At 70.2% G+C, this 19636-nt stretch carries 16 protein-coding genes; 9 read left to right on the forward strand and 7 right to left on the reverse strand.

Going from position 1 to position 19636, the window contains the following annotated elements; all coding sequences use genetic code 11:
- Positions 1 to 324: 324 nt before the first annotated feature.
- From J2X01_RS02690 to J2X01_RS02710, 5 genes are all read right to left on the reverse strand, one after another.
- Positions 325 to 1317 carry a lipid II:glycine glycyltransferase FemX gene (locus J2X01_RS02690; protein WP_310050375.1) on the reverse strand — a complete coding sequence of 331 codons (993 nt, stop codon included), beginning with the start codon at positions 1315 to 1317 and terminating at the stop codon, positions 325 to 327.
- Between the two features lie 3 nt (positions 1318 to 1320).
- A complete protein-coding gene (manA, locus tag J2X01_RS02695) occupies positions 1321 to 2613 on the reverse strand; it encodes a mannose-6-phosphate isomerase, class I (RefSeq protein WP_310050376.1) in 1293 nt (430 codons plus the stop codon).
- Positions 2614 to 2676: 63 nt separating this feature from the next.
- Entirely contained in the window at positions 2677 to 4311 is a 1635-nt protein-coding gene (locus J2X01_RS02700; protein ID WP_310050377.1) for an LCP family protein, read from the reverse strand.
- A gap of 10 nt (positions 4312 to 4321) precedes the next feature.
- Positions 4322 to 4930 (reverse strand): 5-(carboxyamino)imidazole ribonucleotide mutase, encoded by a 609-nt coding sequence (gene purE, locus J2X01_RS02705; protein WP_374724916.1) that lies wholly within the window; start codon positions 4928 to 4930, stop codon positions 4322 to 4324.
- On the reverse strand, positions 4927 to 6075 hold the full coding sequence (locus J2X01_RS02710) for a 5-(carboxyamino)imidazole ribonucleotide synthase (RefSeq protein WP_310050910.1): 1149 nt from the start codon (positions 6073 to 6075) through the stop codon (positions 4927 to 4929). Before J2X01_RS02710 ends, purE begins: the two co-directional genes overlap by 4 nt.
- Positions 6076 to 6287: 212 nt before the next feature.
- Here J2X01_RS02710 and J2X01_RS02715 point away from each other — a divergent pair, with 212 nt between their 5' ends.
- A complete protein-coding gene (locus tag J2X01_RS02715) occupies positions 6288 to 6881 on the forward strand; it encodes a GtrA family protein (protein WP_310050379.1) in 594 nt (197 codons plus the stop codon).
- 39 nt (positions 6882 to 6920) lie between these two features.
- Here J2X01_RS02715 and J2X01_RS02720 read toward each other — a convergent pair whose 3' ends face one another.
- Positions 6921 to 7625 carry a TIGR03089 family protein gene (locus tag J2X01_RS02720; protein ID WP_310050380.1) on the reverse strand — a complete coding sequence of 235 codons (705 nt, stop codon included), beginning with the start codon at positions 7623 to 7625 and terminating at the stop codon, positions 6921 to 6923.
- Positions 7626 to 7976: 351 nt separating this feature from the next.
- Here J2X01_RS02720 and J2X01_RS02725 point away from each other — a divergent pair, with 351 nt between their 5' ends.
- From J2X01_RS02725 to J2X01_RS02735, 3 genes are read left to right on the forward strand one after another with little or no spacing between them, the layout of a single operon-like run.
- Entirely contained in the window at positions 7977 to 8519 is a 543-nt protein-coding gene (locus tag J2X01_RS02725) for a WhiB family transcriptional regulator (protein WP_310050381.1), read from the forward strand.
- 29 nt (positions 8520 to 8548) lie between these two features.
- Positions 8549 to 11956 carry a glycosyltransferase family 2 protein gene (locus J2X01_RS02730; RefSeq protein ID WP_310050383.1) on the forward strand — a complete coding sequence of 1136 codons (3408 nt, stop codon included), beginning with the start codon at positions 8549 to 8551 and terminating at the stop codon, positions 11954 to 11956.
- Entirely contained in the window at positions 11949 to 13628 is a 1680-nt protein-coding gene (locus tag J2X01_RS02735; RefSeq protein ID WP_310050384.1) for a DUF5719 family protein, read from the forward strand. The genes J2X01_RS02730 and J2X01_RS02735 overlap by 8 nt, the downstream gene beginning before the upstream one ends.
- Before the next feature lie 51 nt (positions 13629 to 13679).
- On the opposite strand, the gene J2X01_RS02740 is transcribed toward J2X01_RS02735, so the two are convergent.
- The gene (locus J2X01_RS02740; RefSeq protein ID WP_310050386.1) at positions 13680 to 14216 is read right to left on the reverse strand and encodes a metallopeptidase family protein; all 537 of its coding nucleotides are present in this window, start codon (positions 14214 to 14216) and stop codon (positions 13680 to 13682) included.
- 106 nt (positions 14217 to 14322) lie between these two features.
- Here J2X01_RS02740 and J2X01_RS02745 point away from each other — a divergent pair, with 106 nt between their 5' ends.
- The 5 genes from J2X01_RS02745 (at position 14323) to J2X01_RS02765 (ending at position 19631) form a co-directional block, all read left to right on the forward strand.
- A complete protein-coding gene (locus tag J2X01_RS02745; RefSeq protein WP_310050388.1) occupies positions 14323 to 14712 on the forward strand; it encodes a DUF3499 domain-containing protein in 390 nt (129 codons plus the stop codon).
- A 70-nt stretch (positions 14713 to 14782) separates the two neighbouring features.
- A complete protein-coding gene (locus J2X01_RS02750) occupies positions 14783 to 15058 on the forward strand; it encodes a Trm112 family protein (protein ID WP_310050389.1) in 276 nt (91 codons plus the stop codon).
- A gap of 123 nt (positions 15059 to 15181) precedes the next feature.
- Positions 15182 to 16669, forward strand: coding sequence for an adenosylhomocysteinase (gene ahcY, locus J2X01_RS02755; protein WP_310050391.1), 1488 nt, complete (start codon positions 15182 to 15184; stop codon positions 16667 to 16669).
- 197 nt (positions 16670 to 16866) lie between these two features.
- Complete coding sequence (locus J2X01_RS02760; RefSeq protein ID WP_310050392.1) at positions 16867 to 18129, forward strand: L,D-transpeptidase; 1263 nt, start codon at positions 16867 to 16869, stop codon at positions 18127 to 18129.
- A 185-nt stretch (positions 18130 to 18314) separates the two neighbouring features.
- Positions 18315 to 19631: a TIGR01906 family membrane protein gene (locus J2X01_RS02765; RefSeq protein WP_374724917.1), complete on the forward strand. Its 1317-nt coding sequence runs from the start codon at positions 18315 to 18317 to the stop codon at positions 19629 to 19631.
- Positions 19632 to 19636 lie beyond the last annotated feature (5 nt).

Below are 19636 nucleotides of genomic sequence, written 5' to 3' on the forward strand. Positions count from 1 at the left end.
CCAGTGGCGCCCGGCGGATGTGCCGTGACCGTGGGACATGCCCAGCGGCGGGGCCAGGCGGATGTGCCTGCCACCGGAGGGCATGTCCAGTGGCCGGGTCAGCGGATGGACATAGTGAGGGTATGTCCACCGGCCAGTGCCGGGGCGGGGCATGTCCAGTGGCGCCCGGCGGATGTGCCGTGACCGTGGGACATGCCCAGCGGCGGGGCCAGCGGATTGTGCTGCCACCGGAGGGCATGTCCAGTGGCCGGGCCAGCGGATGGACATAGTGGGGGTATGTCCACCCGCCAGTGCCAGGATGGGGCATGTCCGGCCGGGGGAGGGCTACCGCCGGAGGGCGCTCCGCAGCCGGACGGGCAACTTCCGGGCCGTCACGACGCCGCGCCGGGCGGCCTGGGCGCCTTGTCTGGCCAGCTGGTACGCGCCGTACCGCACCGTCCGCACCGGCAGGTCCCAGGTTCCGGGGTAGGAGACCCCGCGGCCGCCGAAGGACTTCTTGAACGCCGTAAACCCTGCCCACTTGTGGTCGGGCTGGTCCGCGGGGGCCACGCCCCACAGGTCCACATGCTTCAGGCCCTTGTCCCTGGCGTCGGCCATCAGCGTGACCAGCAGCGGAATCCCGGCGCTGAGTTTCCGGTGCGCGTCGTCCAGCGCGGCGTGGGCGTAGGTGCGGGTGTCGGCGGAGTCGTAGGCCAGGGCGGCGGCAATGGGCTCGCCGCCGAGCTCGGCGATGAAGAGCGTCGCGGCACCGGCGGGCATCAGCGAGCGGGCGACCTGGGTCAGGTATTCGTCGCTCTGCGGTTTGAACCCGTTGCGCGCCGCTGTCAGATGCAGGAACCCCAGCAGCACGGAGATCTCGGCCGGGTCCTGGCTGGCGCGGAACGTCACGCCCTTCTTGTGGATGTTCCGGTACAGGTTCCGGTTCACCGGCTTCATGTCCGCGAGGACGTCCTTGAAGTCCCGGTCCAGGTCCACGATCCAGCTCAGTTCCGGCTGCTGGTTGGCCGGGGCGGGCCGGAGTCCGCGCGGGCGCAGTACCGCGTTGGCGTCCGCGGCCGTGAAACCGGCGTCGACGGGTTCAATCCGGACAAACACCGCCCCGCAGCTGCGTGCCAGTTCCGTCAAAGCCGCCAGCGCGGCGTCGAACGCGGCGAGGGATGCGGCCACCGGGCCGTAGGGTGCGTAGAGCAGTTTCCCGGCCGGGTTGCTCTCCTCGATGGCCAGGAAACTCCAGCCGGGGCCGGAGCGCTCGTGGACAGTCCGGCCCAGGCTGCGCTGGAATGTGGCCCACGCGGGGCTCTGCAGGAAGTGGTCCACGGGTCAGGCTTTCAGTGCGGTGGTAACGGCAAAGGCCAGGGCTGTCCCGGTGGCACCGGAGCGGGCGTGGGCATTGACCGGCGCATCGGCCGCGGGCAGGAAGGCGCTGGCACCGCGCTCCAGCCGCAGCTCGCCCTTCGGCGAATCGAGGAGCAGGGATCCGGACACAACGATGATGACTGCGGCCCCCGACTGTGCCACCGGGACGGGCTCCGCGCCGGGTGCAAGCTCGATGCGCTGCAGCTGGAATTCGCGGAACGGGGGCCGGAAGACCTCCTGTCCCAGCATCGTGGTCTCGGGGTGGAGCATCGGCACGTCCGCGGGTTCAAAGGCGATGGTTCGCAGCAGTTCGGGCACGTCCACGAACTTCGGGGTCAGGCCGCCGCGCAGCACATTGTCCGAGGAGGCCATCACCTCGATGCCAAGGCCATGCAGATAGGCATGGACATTGCCGGCCGGCAGGTACACGGCCTCGCCGGGCGCGAGCGAAATCCGGTTGAGCAGCAGTGAAATCAGCACGCCCGGATCGCCCGGGTACTGCGCGTTGAGGGTAACGACGGTGGCGAGCTCCGCCTGGTGCGGCGCCGTCGGTGCCCCGGAAACCAGGGCAGCCACAATCGCGGCGGTCGCCTCGGCGACGTCCCCGCCGCCGAGGATCAGCCGCTCGAAGGCCGAGCGCAGGGCCGTGTGCTCCTCGGGCTGCGCCAGATCCTCCAGCAGCAGCGGAACGAGCGGAGGGAGCTCCAGCCCGGCCAGCTCAAAATCCGCCACCAGCAGCTGGAAGACGGCACGCGCGTCCGCCGCGGGCCGGAAGCCGCACAGCGCCTCGAACGGTGTCAGCGCGAAGATCATCTCGGGCTTGTGGAAGGCGTCCTTGTAGTTCCGCTCCGCAGCCGCGCGGTCGACCCCGGCGGCCTCCTCGCGGGCGAATCCGGCCCGGGCCTGCTCAAGCGTCGGATGCACCTGGAGGGACAGCGGGCTGTCGGCGGCCAGGACCTTGAGCAGGAACGGCAGCCGGGGACCGAATTCGGCCACGCTGTCACTGCCCAGATGGTGCTCGGGATCCTCCGCGATCAGCGCATCCAGGGCCCGTCGGCCGCCGCCGTCCGCGGCCGCCGCGTGGGCGCCCGTCGATCCGGCACCGGCCCGGCCCGGCACCACCGACGGGGAATCCGGGTGCGCGCCGATCCAGAGTTCCGCTTCGGGGCCGCCCGAAGCCGCCCTGCCGAGCAGCCCGGCGATGGCTGTCCTGGAGCCCCAGGCATACGGCCGGAGGACGTTCTCGAGTTCAAACAATGCCTGGGTGTCCCTGTCTGTTGCGGAAGCCTGTTACGGAAACTGTGCGGAAAGATTCTGGAGCTACAGCGGCGCGCACTGGCCGTTGGTGGCGACCAGGTCGCGGATGGACTGTTCATCGCCGTTGCGCTTGAACTGGTTCAGCATCTCCACCGTGATCGGCTCGCCGTCCGGTGTGGTGGTCACCGGGGTGAAGTCCGACGGCGGCGGTGCCGGCTGGGTGCGCGGCAGCCCGCCGGCCGCCGAGAGCGGTCCGGGCGCCGCGGCCTGCTGCCGGATGCCGTCCTCGGCGGCGCCGGCCGCGGGGGCGGGCCCCAGCAGGGCGTCGACCCTTTGGTGGATCTGGTCGAAGTCCGGAACCGTCGAGAAGGATGCGTCAAAGTCGGGCGGCCCGATCGTCAGCCGGCTCATTTCCTGGCCCTTCGCCTTCATCGCCAGATCCACGAAGCTGCCGAGCTGGCCCGCGGAAACATTGGAGTCCACGACTTTGGTGCCGGCCTTGGCGATGTCCTCGAACTTGGCCAGCAGGGTGGCCGGATCCAGTTGCTTCAGCATGGCCTGCTGGACGCATTGCTGGCGCTGGATGCGGGCGTAATCGTCGACGAACTCGCGCGAGCGGCCGTACCACAGCGCGTGGTAGCCGTCGAGGGTCTGTTCGCCGGCGCGGATCCAGCCGATCGGCATGCCGTGGATGCCATTGGCTTCGTCCACCATGTCGCCGCTGAGCGGGACCCACCCGCCTGCCTTGATCCGGATGCCGCCCATGGCATCAATGAGTTTGGAAAAGCCCTCCATGTCCACCAGGACGTAGGCCTGGACTTTGATGCCCAAGGTACCGGACACGGCTTCCATGGTGGCCTGCGCGCCCGGGTCCGCGACGCCGGGGTACAGGTCCTGGTGTTCATTGGTGACCTCGGTGTTGATGGCGTTGATGAGGCATTCGTTGCCGCAGTCGTAGCCGTCAGGGTAGATCGTGCGCATCGGGGAGTCGTCGCTGAACTGCGCGTTCTGCAGATTGCGGGGTACCGAGATGATGGCGGTCTTCCCGGTCTTGGCATCCACGCTGATGACGGAGAGGCTGTCCGGGCGGCGGCCGGTGCGGTCCGCTCCCGCGTCGCCGCCCATCATCAGGAAGTTGTACCGGCCCTCCGAGGGTTCAATCGTGGGCCCGTTGGAGAAGATGTTGCCGATGGCGTCGCGGCTGACGTTGAGCACGTACGCGGCGTACCCGAGCGACCCGCTGCTGAGGACCATGGCCAGCACCAGGGCGACAACGACGGCGGGGCGCGCGCGTGGCGTCAGTAGCACCGGCCGGATCAGCCGCAGGGTGTTGATGAAGAGTGCCGCCCAGCCGATGGCCAGCGCCGCCAGGCCGATGATCAGCAGCAGCGAGGTCACCGGGCCGGTGGCCAGGTTGATGAGCGTCGAGCGGGATGCCACGAGGAGCACGAGGGCCAGGATCGCCAGGACCCAGACCGTCAGGGTGACGCGCAGGGCGGTCCGTCCCAGCCGCCGGTTGCCGGCGACGGTCTGGGCGCTGCCGGGCACGAGCAGGGTCATCAGGACCAGCAGGAAGGCACGCTTGGTCAGGACCGGGTCGGCCGCTCCCGCCGGATAGCGGACGGGATCGGTGAGGGACGGCGCAGCCGTCCGGTTCCGCGGCGCCGGCTGACGGGAGGGGGCGTAACTGTTGGTCATCTGGCGATCCCTAACGGCTGCCCCGGGTGACGACGTTTGCGTCGGCGAACACTTCGCTCACCTTGTGCCGCAGGCTCGCGCCCTTCCGGGTGGCGACGTTATTGAGCTCCTGGGCGAAGTCGACCAGGTCGGCGCGGAGCCGGGCCGCGAGGGGATCCGTGCCCGAGGCCAGCATGCGGACGGCCAGCAGGCCGGCGTTCCGGGCCCCGCCGATGGAGACGGTCGCGACCGGGACGCCGGCGGGCATCTGGACGATGGAGAGCAGGGAGTCCATCCCGTCGAGGGTCTTGAGCGGCACCGGAACGCCGATGACCGGCAGCGGCGTGACGGAGGCGAGCATGCCCGGCAGGTGGGCGGCGCCGCCGGCGCCGGCAATAATGACACGCAGCCCGCGCCCGTGGGCCGTCTGGCCGTAGCTGATCATTTCCAGCGGCATCCGGTGGGCGGAGACGACGTCGGCCTCGAACGGGATGCCGAATTCGGCGAGGGCTTCGGCGGCGGCCTCCATAACGGGCCAGTCGGAGTCCGAGCCCATCACGAGCCCGACCAGCGGGGCGTCGGCGTCGGGCGCTGCCGGGAACTGTCCGGCCGTGGGCGGGGCGGTGCTGCTCGCGTTCATGCGTTCTCCTCGAGGGCTGCCGCTCCGGTGCGGGACGGTGCCCGCCCGTTCCGGATGATGTTGGCGACGGTGGTGGCGCGTTCGCGGACGGAGCCGACGTCGGCCGCGGAACCGCCGACGAGATTGACGTGCCCGATCTTGCGTCCCGGCCGGACGGCCTTGCCGTAGCAGTGGACCTTCGCTGCGGGTTCGCTGGCCAGGGCTGCGGGGTAGGCGGAGAACAGGTTCTGGTTCTCGCCGCCCAGGAAATTCTTCATCACGACGACGGGTCCCAGCAGGTCCGTCGCCCCGAGGGGCAGGTTGAGGATTGCCCTCAGGTGCTGCTCAAACTGGCTCGTCACCGAGCCGTCCTGTGTCCAGTGTCCGGTGTTGTGCGGGCGCATCGCGAGCTCGTTAATCAGGAAGCCCTTCCCCACGCCCGGGGTTTCGAACAATTCCACGGCCATCACACCGGTAACGCCGAGCTCGCTGGCGATCCGGAGGGCCGCGTTCTCCGCCGCGGCCGCGACCTCCAGCGGAATGTCCAGGGCCGGGGCGATGACTTCGTCGCAGACGCCGTTGACCTGGATCGTGTGGACCACCGGCCAGGCCCGGGCCTCACCGTCCGGGGTCCGCGCCACGAGGGCCGACAGTTCGCGGCTGAATTCCACCTTGGCCTCCGCGAGCAGCGGCGACATCGCCTCGAACCAGTCCGCAGTATCCTCAGCGTCCGCGGCGGAGTCCACGATCCGCACGCCCTTGCCGTCGTAGCCGCCGCGCGGGGTCTTCAGCACGACCGGCCAGCCGGTGTCCTCGCCGAACGCAACCAGCCCGGCGACGTCGTCGACGGCGGCCCAGCGCGGATTGGGCAGTTCGAGCCGGTCGATGGCGGCCCGCATCACCAGCTTGTCCTGGGCGTTGACCAGCGCATCGGGTCCGGGGTGGACGTTGACGCCGGCCCGCTGCAGGGCGCGGAGATGCTCCGTGGGGACGTGCTCATGGTCAAACGTAAGGACGTCAAGGCCGCGGGAGAACTCGAGCAGATGATCCAGGTCGGTGTAATCACCGACCGGGGCATTGGCCACGGCTGAGACGGCTGAGACGTCCTCACCTTCGGCAAGGACGCGGAGCTCGAAGCCCAGGGCGGTGGCCGCCGGGGCCATCATTCGGGCGAGCTGGCCGCCGCCAACTACACCGATCACAGGAAAAGTCACATGTCCCAGCCTACCGAAAACCATGCCGGATCCCGGCCTTTGGACGTCCCGGTGCGGGTTCCGCGCGGTCACCACCGGCTTTCCGCGGGGCGGGTTCCCGGGAATCGGCGCTAAAATGGGCCCTTGGCCCAATGGCCGACAGATCAAGAGGGCCACGGAGGGTCATGATTACAACACTTACCGAGCGCTTGCGCGGGCTCGCTTCGCTCTTTTGGCGCGAAGTGGCCAAATTCGGGGCGGTGGGCGGTGTCGCGTTCATCATTGACAACGGACTCACGTACTACCTGATGCACGGTCCGATGACCGACAGCGAGGCCAAGGCCCGCTTCGTGGGCGCCAGCGTCGCCACCGTCTTCTCCTGGATTGCCAACCGCTTCTGGACCTTCCGGCACCGCCGCCAGGACAACGTGCTCCGCGAATTCGCGATGTTCATCCTGATCAACGGCATCGGCATCGCCATCTCCACCGGATTCACCGCCCTGGCCAAGTACAGCTTCGGCGTCACGGACAAAAACATGCTGTTCGCCGCCGGCGTCGTAGGCATCCTGGTGGCCACGGTGGTGCGCTTCTTCGCCTACCGGTTCCTGGTCTTTAACAAGGAACTTGACGAAGAGCCCGAGTTCTCCCATGACCACGAGATCATCGAGCTGCATCCGCACACCCACCCCGGCCCCGCGGTAGAGAGCACCGCGGTCGCGGGCCCCGCGGTCGAGCGCCGCGCCGTCAGGGACCCGGATTTGCCGGGTCCGCCGGCCTAGGACTGCGCCAGCACTGAACCCGTGCTCCCGGTGCGGCGCTCAGCTGCCGTTGACGCGCTCGTCGGCGAGCAGCTTCTCCGTCACCACGACGGCGGGGTGCACCAGCACCACCGAACCGTCGCTCCGCCAGGCGCCCAGGGCCCGGGCGAGGGCTGGCTCCAGTCCGTCGCCCGCAGCAACCAGCAGCCGGACTCCTTCGCCCTGCGCCGCAGCAAAGCCGTCCAGCAGCTCGCCGTGGGTGTGCGCTGTCCCCGCGGCGCCCAGCACGGCACGCCGTGACGCCTCCGGATCCACGTGCGGCATAAAAACGTCACCGTGGGAGCGCACTTCAGCGGCGTAGTCCACGACGCCGGTGGGCAGCTCACCCGGCCACCGCATGGCCAGCGCCGGCAGCGCCACCGCCAGGACGGCGTCAAACGCCCCTTGCGCCGCCCCGGGGCCCGGATCGCCGGTGGCCAGCAGTTCGGCCTCGGCGTCGTCGAACACGATCTCCATGCCGAGCTGCCAGGCCGCGAGGGCCAGGATCAGGGACTTCCAATGGGCCGGCAGGTCCAGCCGCAGCCGCGTCCCGGGTTCGGCGTCGAGCTCGTCCTGCAGCAGGTTGGAAGTCTTCGCCACCCAGTTGTCCAGCACCCGGCCGGAGAGCTCAACCCGCTCGGACCCGGGCCCGTACCAGGTGAGCCGGGGGGAGGTGGACTGGCCGGAACGCAGGGCTGTCATCAGTTCGATTGCCGGGATGCTCATGGCTTCATCTTGCCACGGCGACGGCCTGTGTGATCTCCGTCATAGGCCGGTCCGGAGGGGCCGGTCCGCATCGCCGGTCCGGGCGGGGAAGTTCCCCGTGGATTCGGTAAAACTTCTCCGAAGTGCTCAGTACCCTGATTATTCCGCGCCATCCCGGGGCGGGGGTGGAAAAATCCCGGGCGTGGCGTGCCCGGGATTTAGGTATCAAATTGATTATTATCTCGGCCGTGGCTTGACTCCCGGAGACTTACACACGTGTAATTAGTTATCGAAGGCCAACGGGCAGAAACCGGCACACAACCGAGTGTCCAAGGGTCAGTCAAAGGCTGCAAAATCAGAGAGGAAACGCCAATGGGGCTAGCAGAGCGTATCCATGAAGAGGCCGTCGTTGCTGGACAGGCCACAGCCAAATACCGTTCACGCGGGGTGCCGAGCGACTGGTATGTGGATCCGGCGGATCCGGACGCAGCAGAACGCTTCAACGAACACACCAAGGACTCACTGCAGGACCAGGCAACCGCTTTCCTTGCCGCGCACGACGAACTTCTGTCCGGTCCGGACCAGGACAACGACCTTCACGACCCGCCGATGGAACTCCAGACCCTCCATGCCGGCACCACCTCGCAACCGGTGTGGATCGGGTTGCCCTCCCGGCAGGACTTTGACGATGAAGGCGAGTTGGGCTGGCAGACGGACGCCCTCTGTGCCCAGACCGACCCGGAGGCATTCTTCCCCGAGAAGGGTGGCTCCACGCGCGACGCCAAGAAGGTCTGCGGGGCGTGCAACGTCCGCTCGCAGTGCCTCGAATACGCCCTGTCGAACGACGAGCGTTTCGGAATCTGGGGTGGCCTTTCCGAGCGCGAGCGGCGCCGGCTTAGGAAGCGAGCGATCTAATTCTTCAGGTAGTACGAGTCACCGCCGTCGTGGTTTCCCACGACGGCGGTGATTTTCTCCCCAGGACCCTCGCTGCGCTGGCGGGCCAGACCCGGCAACCGGACACCTGCATCGGGGTTGACACCGGTTCCCGCGACAATTCCGCAGTCCTGCTCAAACAGGCTTTCGGCACAGCCAACGTCATCGTTCACAACCAGCCCCGCAGTGGGATGGGCGGCGCGGTGCAGGCAGGACTCAGCACGCTCGCCCCCTGGCGCGACGGCGGCCCACCCGGCCGCGGCCCCGCCGCCGGCCCCGCGCCGGAATGGATCTGGCTGCTGCACGACGACGCAGCCCCCGCCCCCGAGGCGCTTGCCGAGCTGCTCCAGGCAGTGGAACGCGCGCCCTCCGTTACCGTGGCCGGCTGCAAGCAGCTGGACTGGCATTCCGGGCGCCGGCTGATCGACGTCGGGCTCTCCACGAGCCGCTGGGCCGAGCGGCTGACCCTCATCGATGCCGACGAACTCGACCAGGGACAGTACGACGGGCGGAGCGACACTTTCGCCGTTAACTCTGCCGGCATGCTGATCCGTCGGGACGTCTGGGAGGACCTCGGCGGCTTCGACCCCGCCCTGCCGGGCAGCGGCGACGACGTTGACTTCTGCTGGCGGAACCGGCTGGCCGGCCACCGGGTGGTGGTGGTCCCCGGTGCCAGAATGTTCCACGTCCCGCACCGCCCGCATGCCCTGGGCAACGCGACGGCGGCCCGGAAGGCCCAGGTCCACCTGCGGCTCAAGCACGCCCCTGTCTGGAAAGTGCCGCTGCACGCGGCCGGCGCGCTGCTGGGCAGCATCTTCAAGCTGGTCCTCAGCATTGCCGTCAAGGATCCGGGGCACGGCTTCTCGCAGCTGCTGGCAACCTTCGGCGCACTCGGACGTCCCGCAGCCGTGATCCGGGGGCGGCAGAACGCTGCCCGGACGCGCCGCATCCGGCGGTCCGTGATCAAGGGGCTGCAGACCCCGCGGCGGGAGGTCTGGTCCCACCGCCGCTCCCTGATGGAGGCCCTCGGGGCGGACGACTCCGGGGACAGCCTGCCCGGGCACGACCCGCTGGCCGAACAACCCACCGGCGACTCGGCCGACGACTTCGCCGCCCTCACCACCTCCGAACGGGGCTGGGCCGGCAACGGTGCGCTGCTGGCCGTCCTGGTCACCACAGCGGCGTCCCTGATCGGCCTGCTGAACCTGTTCCGGGCCGAGTCCGTCTCCGGCGGCGCGATGATTCCGGTCTCGCTTCGGCTGGGGGAGATCTGGAACCATGCCTCCGGCTGGTGGGTCACTCTCGGCGCAGGCCTTCCCGGCCACGGCAGCCCCTTCGGCTACGTGCTCTGGGTCCTGGGCGTGCTCGGCGCCGGCAACGCCAACGGTGCCCTCGGCTGGCTGCTGATTCTGGCCATGCCCCTGTCCGCCGTCGGCGCCTGGGTCGCGGCGGGGGCGCTGACGGAGCGCCGGCTGCTCCGCCTGGCCGCCGCCTTCGTCTGGGCCGGCGCGCCGGCCCTGCAGGTGGCACTCAACCAGGGACGCGTCGGTGCGCTGCTGGTCCACATCGTGTTGCCGCTGCTGGTGCTCGCCCTGCTGCGCGCCACCGGAACCGCCGAAGGACGCGGTCGCTATGCCGTCCCGGCCCCCGGGGAGCGCCGCTTCACCGAGGCGCCACCGGTTAAGCCCGGCGTGAACGGCACGCCCTCCTGGACCGCTGCCGCGGCGGCCGGCCTCGCCCTGGCCGTTGTGACCGCGGCCGCACCCTCGCTGCTGCTCCCCGCAGTCGTCCTCGTGGCACTGTGCGGGACGCTCCTGGGCCGCCGCGGCCGCACCGTCTGGTGGGCGCTGCTGCCCAGCCTTGCGCTGTTCGTGCCGTTCCTGCTCTCCACCATTGACCGGCCCCGCGCCCTGCTCGCGGACCCCGGCGTGCCGCTGGGATTTGACGCCGCACCGCTGTGGCAGCAGGCCCTGGGCCAGCCGCTGCGCTTTGCGGCCGACGGCGGCCTCACCGGCCTGTCCGTCTTTGCCGCACACTCGGCCGTGCCGTGGGCGCTCCTGCTGGCCCTGCTCCTCGGCCTGCCCGTCCTGCTCCTCGCGGCGGTTGCCCTGTTCCTGCCCGGCCGGGCGTCGCGGACTGCCCGCGCACTCTGGGCCGCGGCACTGCTGCTGCTGGCCGGCGGCTGGCTCAGCAGCCAGGTCGCCACCGGGGTCAGCGCCAAGGTCCTGGTCACCCCCTTCACCGGACCCGCGGTATCGGCCGCGGCGTTCGCCCTCCTGGGGGCGTCCCTGATCGGCGCCGCGGGCCTGCTGGATTCCGCCGGCCGGGGGTCCGCAGCAACGCTGGGCCGCAAAATCCTGCTGCGCGGCACCGCGGTGACGGCCATGGTCCTCCTGCTGGCCGGCCCGCTGGCCGGCCTGACGGTGTGGGCCGCGCAAAACATCCTGCAGCCGGACACCCCGTCCGCCGCTGCTGCCGGCACGGAACCGGCAGGCACCGCATCGGCCGGCGCCGCCCCGGCGGGCACCGATCCTGGCTCCGGTTCGCTGGGCGCCCGGAAACTTGTGCAGCCGGCCGAATCCCGGACCCTCCCTGCCACCGCCATCGACCGCGGTGAGGGGCCCGAACAGTCGCGCACGCTCGTCATCGCCACCGGCGACAACGGAGCGTTTGACGCCGCGCTGATGCGCGGCGCCGGGACCACGCTGGACGCGCTGTCCACCATTGCCACGGCCCGCCCGATCATGGGTGGACCGGGGCAGGAGACGGTCCGTGAGGATGACGCCGTCGTGGCGTCCCTGCGCAATGTCGTGGCCGCCATCGTGGCCGGCCAGGGCGTTGATCCGCGGCCGGAGCTTGAGCGGCTCGGCGTTGGATTCGTGGTCCTGCGGGCCGCCGACACGGCGGCGCAGCTGACGGCGAGCCGCATGGACGCCGTCCCCGGCCTCGTCGCCGTCGGGAAGACCGACGTCGGCTGGCTCTGGCGGATCAGCCCGCTGAACCAGCCGCTCATCCAGGCCGCCGACGTCGCCCACCGCGTCCGGATCGTCGACAGCGCGGGCGCCACCGTCGGGCTGGTCCCGTCGCAGGCGGTCTCCGCCGATGTCGCGGTGCCCGCCGGGCCGGACGGTCGGCTTGTGGTGCTGGCCGAACGCGCCGACCCGGGCTGGAGCGCTTGGCTCGACGGACGCCGCCTCACCGCCACCACCTCCGGCTGGGCGCAGGCCTTCACCCTGCCCGCGGAGGGCGGTCAGCTCAGCCTCCGCTACGAGGCGCCGTGGGCCATCTGGACCGGCGTCGCCCAGGCCGCCGTCATTGGCCTGACCGCCCTGCTTGCCATCCCCATGCCTGCCCGCCGGCCGAACACCGGCCTCTCCCGGGACGAAGGCTCCCTGCGTAAGGAACACCAGCATGCCTAGGGACGACAACCCCGCGAACGACGCCGCAGCCACGCCCGACGCTGCGGCAGGCCCTGCCGGCAGCCCTCCGCGCCCGGCGTCTGCGCCGAGGTCCCGGCGGCTGGCCGGCGTCCTCGCGGCAGTCGTCCTCGTCGCGGCCGGCGGCGGACTCGTGTCCGCCACCGCACTGGCCCCGCAGGGCGCCGGCAGCAGCCGTCCGGTCGCCGCCCCGCTGTCGGCGGTCCCTGCCGGCAGCAGCATCGGCGTCTGCCCGGGCCCGGCCCGGCTGCTCGAAGGCTCGCCCGTGGGCACCGATCCGCAATTCAGCCCGGAATCCGCCACCGCCGCGAGCGACGTCACCGCCCTGGTGCTGGGATCCACCGCCGGTACCCTGCCCGGCAGCAGGCTCGCCGCGCTCACCGGCAGCACGCTGGTTGACATCGCCACGGCCGCACCGGGGGACGAAAGCCCGGCCGCTGCCACCCCCAAGCCCGCCAGCGCTGTGCCGACCGCGGGCGTCGCGTCCCGGCCCGGCGTCGACGCCGTGACGGTCCTGAGCGCCGACGCGCAAGCGGACCGCCAGGCTTCCGCAGCGGCCGTCATGCGCTACGAGGCCGAGGACGGGGACCTCCGCGGGTCAGCGGCCGCAGCCTGCCAGCAGCCCGGCAACGATCAGTGGCTCGTCGGCGCGAACACCGCGCTTGGCCGGACCGCCGTGTTGAACCTCAGCAACGCCTCTTCCAGCCCGGCCACCGTCAGCCTCGAGCTCTTCGGGGCCAAGGGACAGATCCAGGCCCCGGGCAGCCGCGGACTCCTCGTCGCGCCGGGCACCACCCGCGCCGTCAACCTGGCCGGCCTCGCCCCCGGGCAGGAGCGGCTCAGCGTCCGGGTGCGCAGCGCCGGCGGCCCGGTGGCCGCGGTCATCCAGCAGAGCGTGCTGCGTGGGTTGACGCCCGGCGGAGTCGAGTTCATCGCCCCTGCCGCGGCTCCGGCCCTACGCCAGGTCATCTCCGGGGTCGACACGCAGGATCCGACCGCGCTGGCGGACCTCACCCGGAAGTCCGGCTTCGGCGACGCGGGACCGGCACTGCAGATCACGGTGCCCGGGACCGCCGATGCTGTCGTCGCGGTCAAGCTGTTCGGACGGGACGGCCAGAAGGCCCTGCCCGGCGGCGGCGTGGTCACGGCGAAGGCCGGATCGGTCACCGAGGTTTCCCTGGCCGGCGTGCCGGCCGGCCTCTACACCGTGGCGGCCAGTTCGGATGTTTCCTTCACCGCCGCGGCCCGGGTGACCCGGGGCCTCAAGGCTGACGAGGCCTCCGACTTCGCCTGGTCGGCCGCCTCGGCGAGGCTGGGAAGCCAGCACGTTGTTCCGGTCCCCGGCTCGGGGGAGCGTTACCTCATTTTTGGCGCCCCCGAGGGCCGCGCCACCATTACCTACACGCCGATCACGGCCGACGGCAAGGTCCGCGCGGCCGCGGCCGCCGACATCGCCGGCGGCACCACAGCGTCCATCAAGGTGCCGGCCGAGGTCGAGGGCTCACGGCTCGTCGGCTACCTCGTGTCCGCCGCGGGGGATCCCGCCTACGGCGCGGTCCTGCTGCAGCACGAGGACCGGGCGGACGTCTCAACGATGGCCGTTGCCCCCGGGGCAGCGGGCCAGGAGCAGGTCCCGGTCACGCTCGGCTACTGATCGTGCCGCTGGTTCCGGCAGCGGGATCCCACCCCGGGAGGCGGCGCGGTCCTAGTAGCGGCGGCGGTAGACCGGGTCCAGTGACTCGGGCGGCACGCCCAGCATCTCGGCCGTGTATTCCACCACGACGTCATGGACCAGATCCTGGAGGTCCTCCCGGCTCCCGCAGGCCTGCTCGACGACACGCCGGTAGAGCGTGATCACGGGCCCCTCGTCCGGCGTCGCGGGGGAGTAGGAACCCATCGGGGCGGCCGTGCGGTCCGCCACGAGCTGCTCGAGCCCGGGCGGGATCTCGTCGACGGCGAAGCGGACGCCGTCCAGCGGCTTGCCCCAGATGTCGTGCAGCCGCTCGGCCGAGTCCAGCACGAAATCGTCGAAGCGGTCCGAGCGGGTGCGGTAGCCGGGCAGCGTGGGCAGCATCAGTTCGCCGCGGAGTCCCCGGCCGTGCCGGTTCCGCCGCCGCTGGCGGAAGCCCCGGGGCGCCGTGGCCCGCCCGGAGCCGGTCGGTGTGGAACCGGCGTCTTGGGGTCCGGCACCGGCGTCAGCCAAGCGGACCGTAAAACCGGGATCGTGGTGCGGTGACTGCATATCTCGACTCTAAACCCGCCGCATGGTTTCCGCGATATGGGCTGCGCGACCCGCCGCCCGCGCGTCGGGCGGCGAGCGGCGGTCCGGGGGAGTAGTCTGTGGTGTCGTGGGTGCAATTCGTCTTTGTTCAAGGTCAGCCTGCCGCAATTCAGCGGTGGCGACTTTGACGTACGTCTACGCAGACTCCACCGCGGTCCTGGGGCCGCTGGCGACGTACGCCGAGCCGCACTGTTACGACCTGTGCGACCAGCACGCCGGATCCCTGACCGTCCCGCGGGGCTGGGAGGTGCTGCGGCTGGCCATGCCCGCCACCCCCGCAGGTCCCGGACCCGATGACCTCGTCGCCCTCGCCGATGCTGTCCGCCAGGCGGCCGCACGGCCCGCCGCGGCGGAATCCGGCCAGGGGCAGCGCGGAGTCCACCCGACCCTGGCGGCGCCGCCCGCGGCCGAGGGCACCCGGCGGGGGCATCTGCGCGTTTTGCGCGAACCGTCCTAGGCTGCACTTGGCGGTAGGCTGGGAACTGCAAAATCCGTAAGCCACCGGCGTCCACCAGGGAGCGTTCACCATGCCGAAGATCAGTCCCGAACTGTTGTCTGTCCTGAGATGCCCCGTGACCGGTTCGCCGCTGGTGCAGGACGGCGAGGAACTCGTCAGCACCGCGGCCGGCCACTCCGGCGAGAAACTGCGCTACGCCATCGAGGACGGCATCCCGCTGCTGCTGCCGCCGGAACTGCTCCCGGCCGCCGCCGCGGCTCCCGCCTTCCAGCACGACGCCGGGCTGTCCGCTGCAGTCCAGCCCGACGCCGGGCAGTCCGACGCAGCCGGGCGCACCGCCGGCTAGGCTGCCGGCCCATCTCTTCGCCGTTCGGCACCGAAGTACTTTCCCGTCACCAAAAAGCACGTTCCCCGGCGTCACAGGCAACCAGGTCCCGGACCCGCCCGCCGGCAACAGCAAAGGATTCATATGACCCTCGATTACAAGATTGCGGACATCTCACTGGCCGAGGCTGGCCGTCACCAGATCCGCCTCGCCGAACACGAAATGCCCGGACTGATGTCGCTGCGCGAGGAGTTCGGCGCCAGCCAGCCGCTCAAGGGCGCCCGGATCGCCGGCTCCCTGCACATGACCGTGCAGACCGCGGTGCTGATTGAGACGCTCACGGCACTCGGCGCCGAGGTCCGCTGGGCGTCCTGCAACATCTTCTCCACCCAGGACGAAGCCGCCGCCGCCGTTGTGGTTGGCAACGGAACCGTCGAAGACCCCCGGGGTGTTCCGGTGTTCGCCTGGAAGGGCGAGACGCTGGAGGAATACTGGTGGACCGCCGAGCAGATCCTGACCTGGCCCGGCGCGGACAGCAACCCGGACCTCGGCCCGAACATGATCCTCGACGACGGTGGCGACGCCACCATGCTGGTCCACAAGGGTGTCGAGTTCGAAGCCCTGGGGGCCGTCCCGGCCACCGCCGATGACGAGTCCGAGGAAGGCCGGGTCTTCCTCGAGGTGCTGCGCGCCTCGCTGCAGGCGGATCCGCAGAAGTGGACCCGGACCGGCTCCCGCCTGCTCGGCGTCACGGAGGAAACCACCACCGGCGTGCACCGGCTGTACCAGCTCGCGGAGCAGGGCAAGCTGCTGTTCCCGGCCATCAACGTCAACGACTCGGTCACGAAGAGCAAGTTCGACAACAAGTACGGCATCCGCCACTCCCTGCCGGACGGCATCAACCGGGCCACCGACGTCCTGATGGGCGGCAAGGTCGCCGTCGTCTGCGGCTACGGCGACGTGGGCAAGGGCGCGGCGGAGGCCTTCCGCGGCCAGGGCTCCCGGGTCATCGTCACCGAAATCGATCCCATCTGCGCACTCCAGGCAGCCATGGACGGCTACCAGGTCGCAAAGCTGGAGTCCGTCCTCAGCGAGGGCCACATCTTCATCACTACGACGGGCAACAAGGACGTCATCATGGCCGAACACATGGCCGGGATGCGCGACAAGGCGATCGTGGGCAATATCGGCCACTTCGACAACGAGATCGACATGGCCGGCCTGGCCCGGATTCCCGGCATCAAGAAGGTCGAAATCAAGCCCCAGGTGCACGAGTGGGTCTTCGCGGCGGACCAGGCCACGGGTGAGGGGAGCCGTTCGATCATCGTGCTGTCCGAGGGCCGCCTGCTGAACCTCGGCAATGCGACCGGACACCCGTCCTTCGTGATGAGCAACTCCTTCGCCAACCAGACGATCGCGCAGATCGAGCTCTTCACCAAGCGCGACCAGCCGGCAGGGGAACGGGAGTACGAAAAGCAGGTCTACGTGCTGCCGAAGATCCTCGACGAGAAGGTTGCCCGGCTGCACCTCGACGCCCTCGGCGTCGAACTGACCGAACTGTCGAAGGAGCAGGCCAAGTACCTGGACCTCGAGGTCTCCGGCCCCTACAAGCCGGACCACTACCGCTACTAAGGAACCGAAGGCGGCGGCGGACCACTCCCCTCAGTGCCAGCCTTGCAGGGGCCCCGGACCGTGGTCCGGGGCCCCTGCTGTGACCTGATCGTGGCGCAACCGTGGCCGGCCCGGCCCGCGGCTTCGCTTATGCTGGGCATAGGGAGGTCGTGGGCTCAGACGTGGGCTCATCGGCATAAGAAACACAGGAAGTGGCCATGACTGAAGACAGCGGGCGCCGGCGCCGGCAGCCGGGACAGCGTCCCCGCAACACCGGGAAAATGCTGGCAGTCCTTGCCATCTGCGCAGTCGTCGGAGCCGGCGGGATCGGCGTCGCCACATCGCCGGGCTGGGCCCATGCGGACATTCCCTCCGAGGCCTCCGCGCCGATGCGGAACGTGTCCGGCCTCGCCGCCCCCGTCGTGAAACTCGTGGAACTCGGCGTGACCCCGACCGACGGCGCCAAGGGCGTCAACCCGGCCGCCCCACCCTCGGTCAAGGCCGTCAACGGCGTCGTGAAGGACGTCGTGCTGGCCCCGTCCGCCGGCGGCGACCGCGTTCCGGGGACCACGAGCCCGGACGGCTCGACCTGGACCGCCGAGGATCCGCTGGAATTCGACACGAAGTACAAATACAGTTTCACCATCGTGGACGAGGCCGGACGCGAGACCAAAAAGGCGCAGACCTTCTCCACCGTGGCCAAAGCCAACGAAGCGGACGCCGCCGTGTATCCGCTCAGCGGCACCACGGTCGGCGCCGGCCAGCCCATCGAGATTGTCTTCAGCGAGCCGGTGCTGAACAAGGAGGCCATGGAGAAGGCCGTCACGGTCACAGCGTCCTCCGGCCAGGCCGTGGCGTGGCGCTGGTATTCGGACCGCCGGGTCCGGATCCGCCCCGAGGCCTTCTGGGCCTCCAACAGCGAGATCACCGTGGACCTGAAGCTCTTCGGCGTCGACTACGGCAACAAGATGATCGGCAACTCCGACACCAAGGTCAGCTTCAAGGTCGGGCCGCAGCGCCTCGCCGTCGTTGACGACATCACCAAGACCATGAACGTGTATTTCGACGGCCAGCTGGTCAAGACCGCGAAGGTCACCCTGGGCAACAAAGAGTGGCTCTCGCCCACCGGCTTCGCCGTCATCATGGAACAGGAACGCCACTCCGATTTCAACGCCGGCAGCATCGGGCTGAAACCCGGTGACAAGGGCTACTACCCGCCGCTGACGGTGGAATACGCCAACCGCCTGACGAGCTCCGGGGTGTACGTCCACCAGGCGCTGGAATCGGCGTGGGGCGCGGTGGGACGGGTCAATGTCTCGCACGGCTGCGTCGGGCTGCTCCCGGCGGACGCCGCCTGGTTCTTCAACAACATGAGGACCGGGGACGTCGTCCAGACCCTCAACACCGGAGCCCCCGCCGTGGAACCGCTCGAGGGATTCGGGGACTGGAACATTCCCTGGGCGCAGTACGCCAAACGCTGAGCGCAAGCGAAGCGGGTCGCCGGCGGCACGGAAAATGCCGGCCCCGCCTCTGTCGCCTGAATCCCGTCGCCCCGGGGGTGTGGCACCTCGCCCACTCCGAGGCTCTGGCGGTAGGCTCGGAAGCAGACATGTAGCGTTGCCAGGCCCCGGCTGGCGGCGCGGACGCCTACGGAAGCGAAGCCGCAGTGACTGACTCAAGTCCCACCCCGCCGAACCGACAGGATCCGCAGCAGGATCCGCCCGACGACGCAGAGGAGCCCGCCTTCGACTGGATGAAGCCGGGCCCGGCCACACCCGCCGCCGCGGCCTCCGACCGTGCGGCCGGAACGGGTGCCGGCGGCAGTGCGGAGCCCTTGTCGCGGGCCGACCGCAAGGCCGCGGAAGCCGCCGTCGAACCGGCGCCCGGGGACACGGGCAGCCACTTCAGCGAGCCGCTGCCGACGTCGGCGCTGCAGATCCGGCCGCCGGAGGAGGAAGTGCAACGCCGGAACGCCGAGCGTGAACACGCACTGAACGCCAAGCCGGTGGCGCCGCGGGTGATGCAGGTCCTGCTCGCCGTGTGCTTCCCGGTGATCCTGCTGGTGCTCGCCGTCCGGGCCGTCGCCAGCCCCCTGTTCCTCTGGGTGGAGTACAACCGGCCCGGTTTTCCGGGCGACGGTTACGGTTTCAGCACCGACGACCGGATGACCTACGGCTCCTACGCTGTGGACTATCTCAGTAACTGGGCCGGACCCCGGTACCTCGGCGAGCTCATCAACCGCAGCGGGGACAAGCTGTTCGGGGACGGCGAAGTCAGCCACATGGCCGACGTCAAACTGGTTATCCTGTCCGCCTTCGGCGCGGGCATCCTGCTGATCCTGCTGAGCCTGATCGCCGTCATCTACTTGCGGCGCCGCAGTCCCGGGGGAGTGCGGCGCGGCCTGTTTGCCGGGTCCATCATCGCCCTGGTCATCATTCTCAGCCTCGGCGTGCTGGCCGTGCTGGGCTGGGAACAGTTCTTCGCCCAGTTCCACAACGTCTTCTTCGCCAGCGGCACCTGGACGTTCTCGCTGCAGGACACCCTGATCCGGCTCTTCCCGTCCCAGTTCTGGGTCGACGGCGGGATCGTGGTGGCCGGCCTGGTGCTGCTTGCCTCCCTGGTCACCCTCATCCTGACCTGGCCGACGCGCAGGCGCCGCGGCCTGCCGAAACGGGGCGCAGCGGTTGCGGACCCGGCCGGCGACGACGAAGCCACGGACGCCACGGAAGCTGCCCCCGCCAAGCGGTCGCGCTTCCGGCGGGCCCGGGCCGGCAAAGCCGCCGAGGCGACTGCCGGCGCCGGATCCGAACCGGATCCGGCGGCCGGAAGCCCCGCAGCGGGCTCCTCCGCCACGGACGGTGCCGGGTCAGGAACCTCCGGGTCAGAGGGCACGGGGTCCGCAGCGTCCGGCGCAGCGGACCCCGGGTCGCCGGGAACTGGCTCGGCCGGCGCCCCAACGCGCGGCTACTCCAGCACCGTCTAAGCTGC

The organism is Arthrobacter ginsengisoli (assembly GCF_031456935.1).
Taxonomy (GTDB): Bacteria; Actinomycetota; Actinomycetes; order Actinomycetales; family Micrococcaceae; genus Arthrobacter; species Arthrobacter ginsengisoli.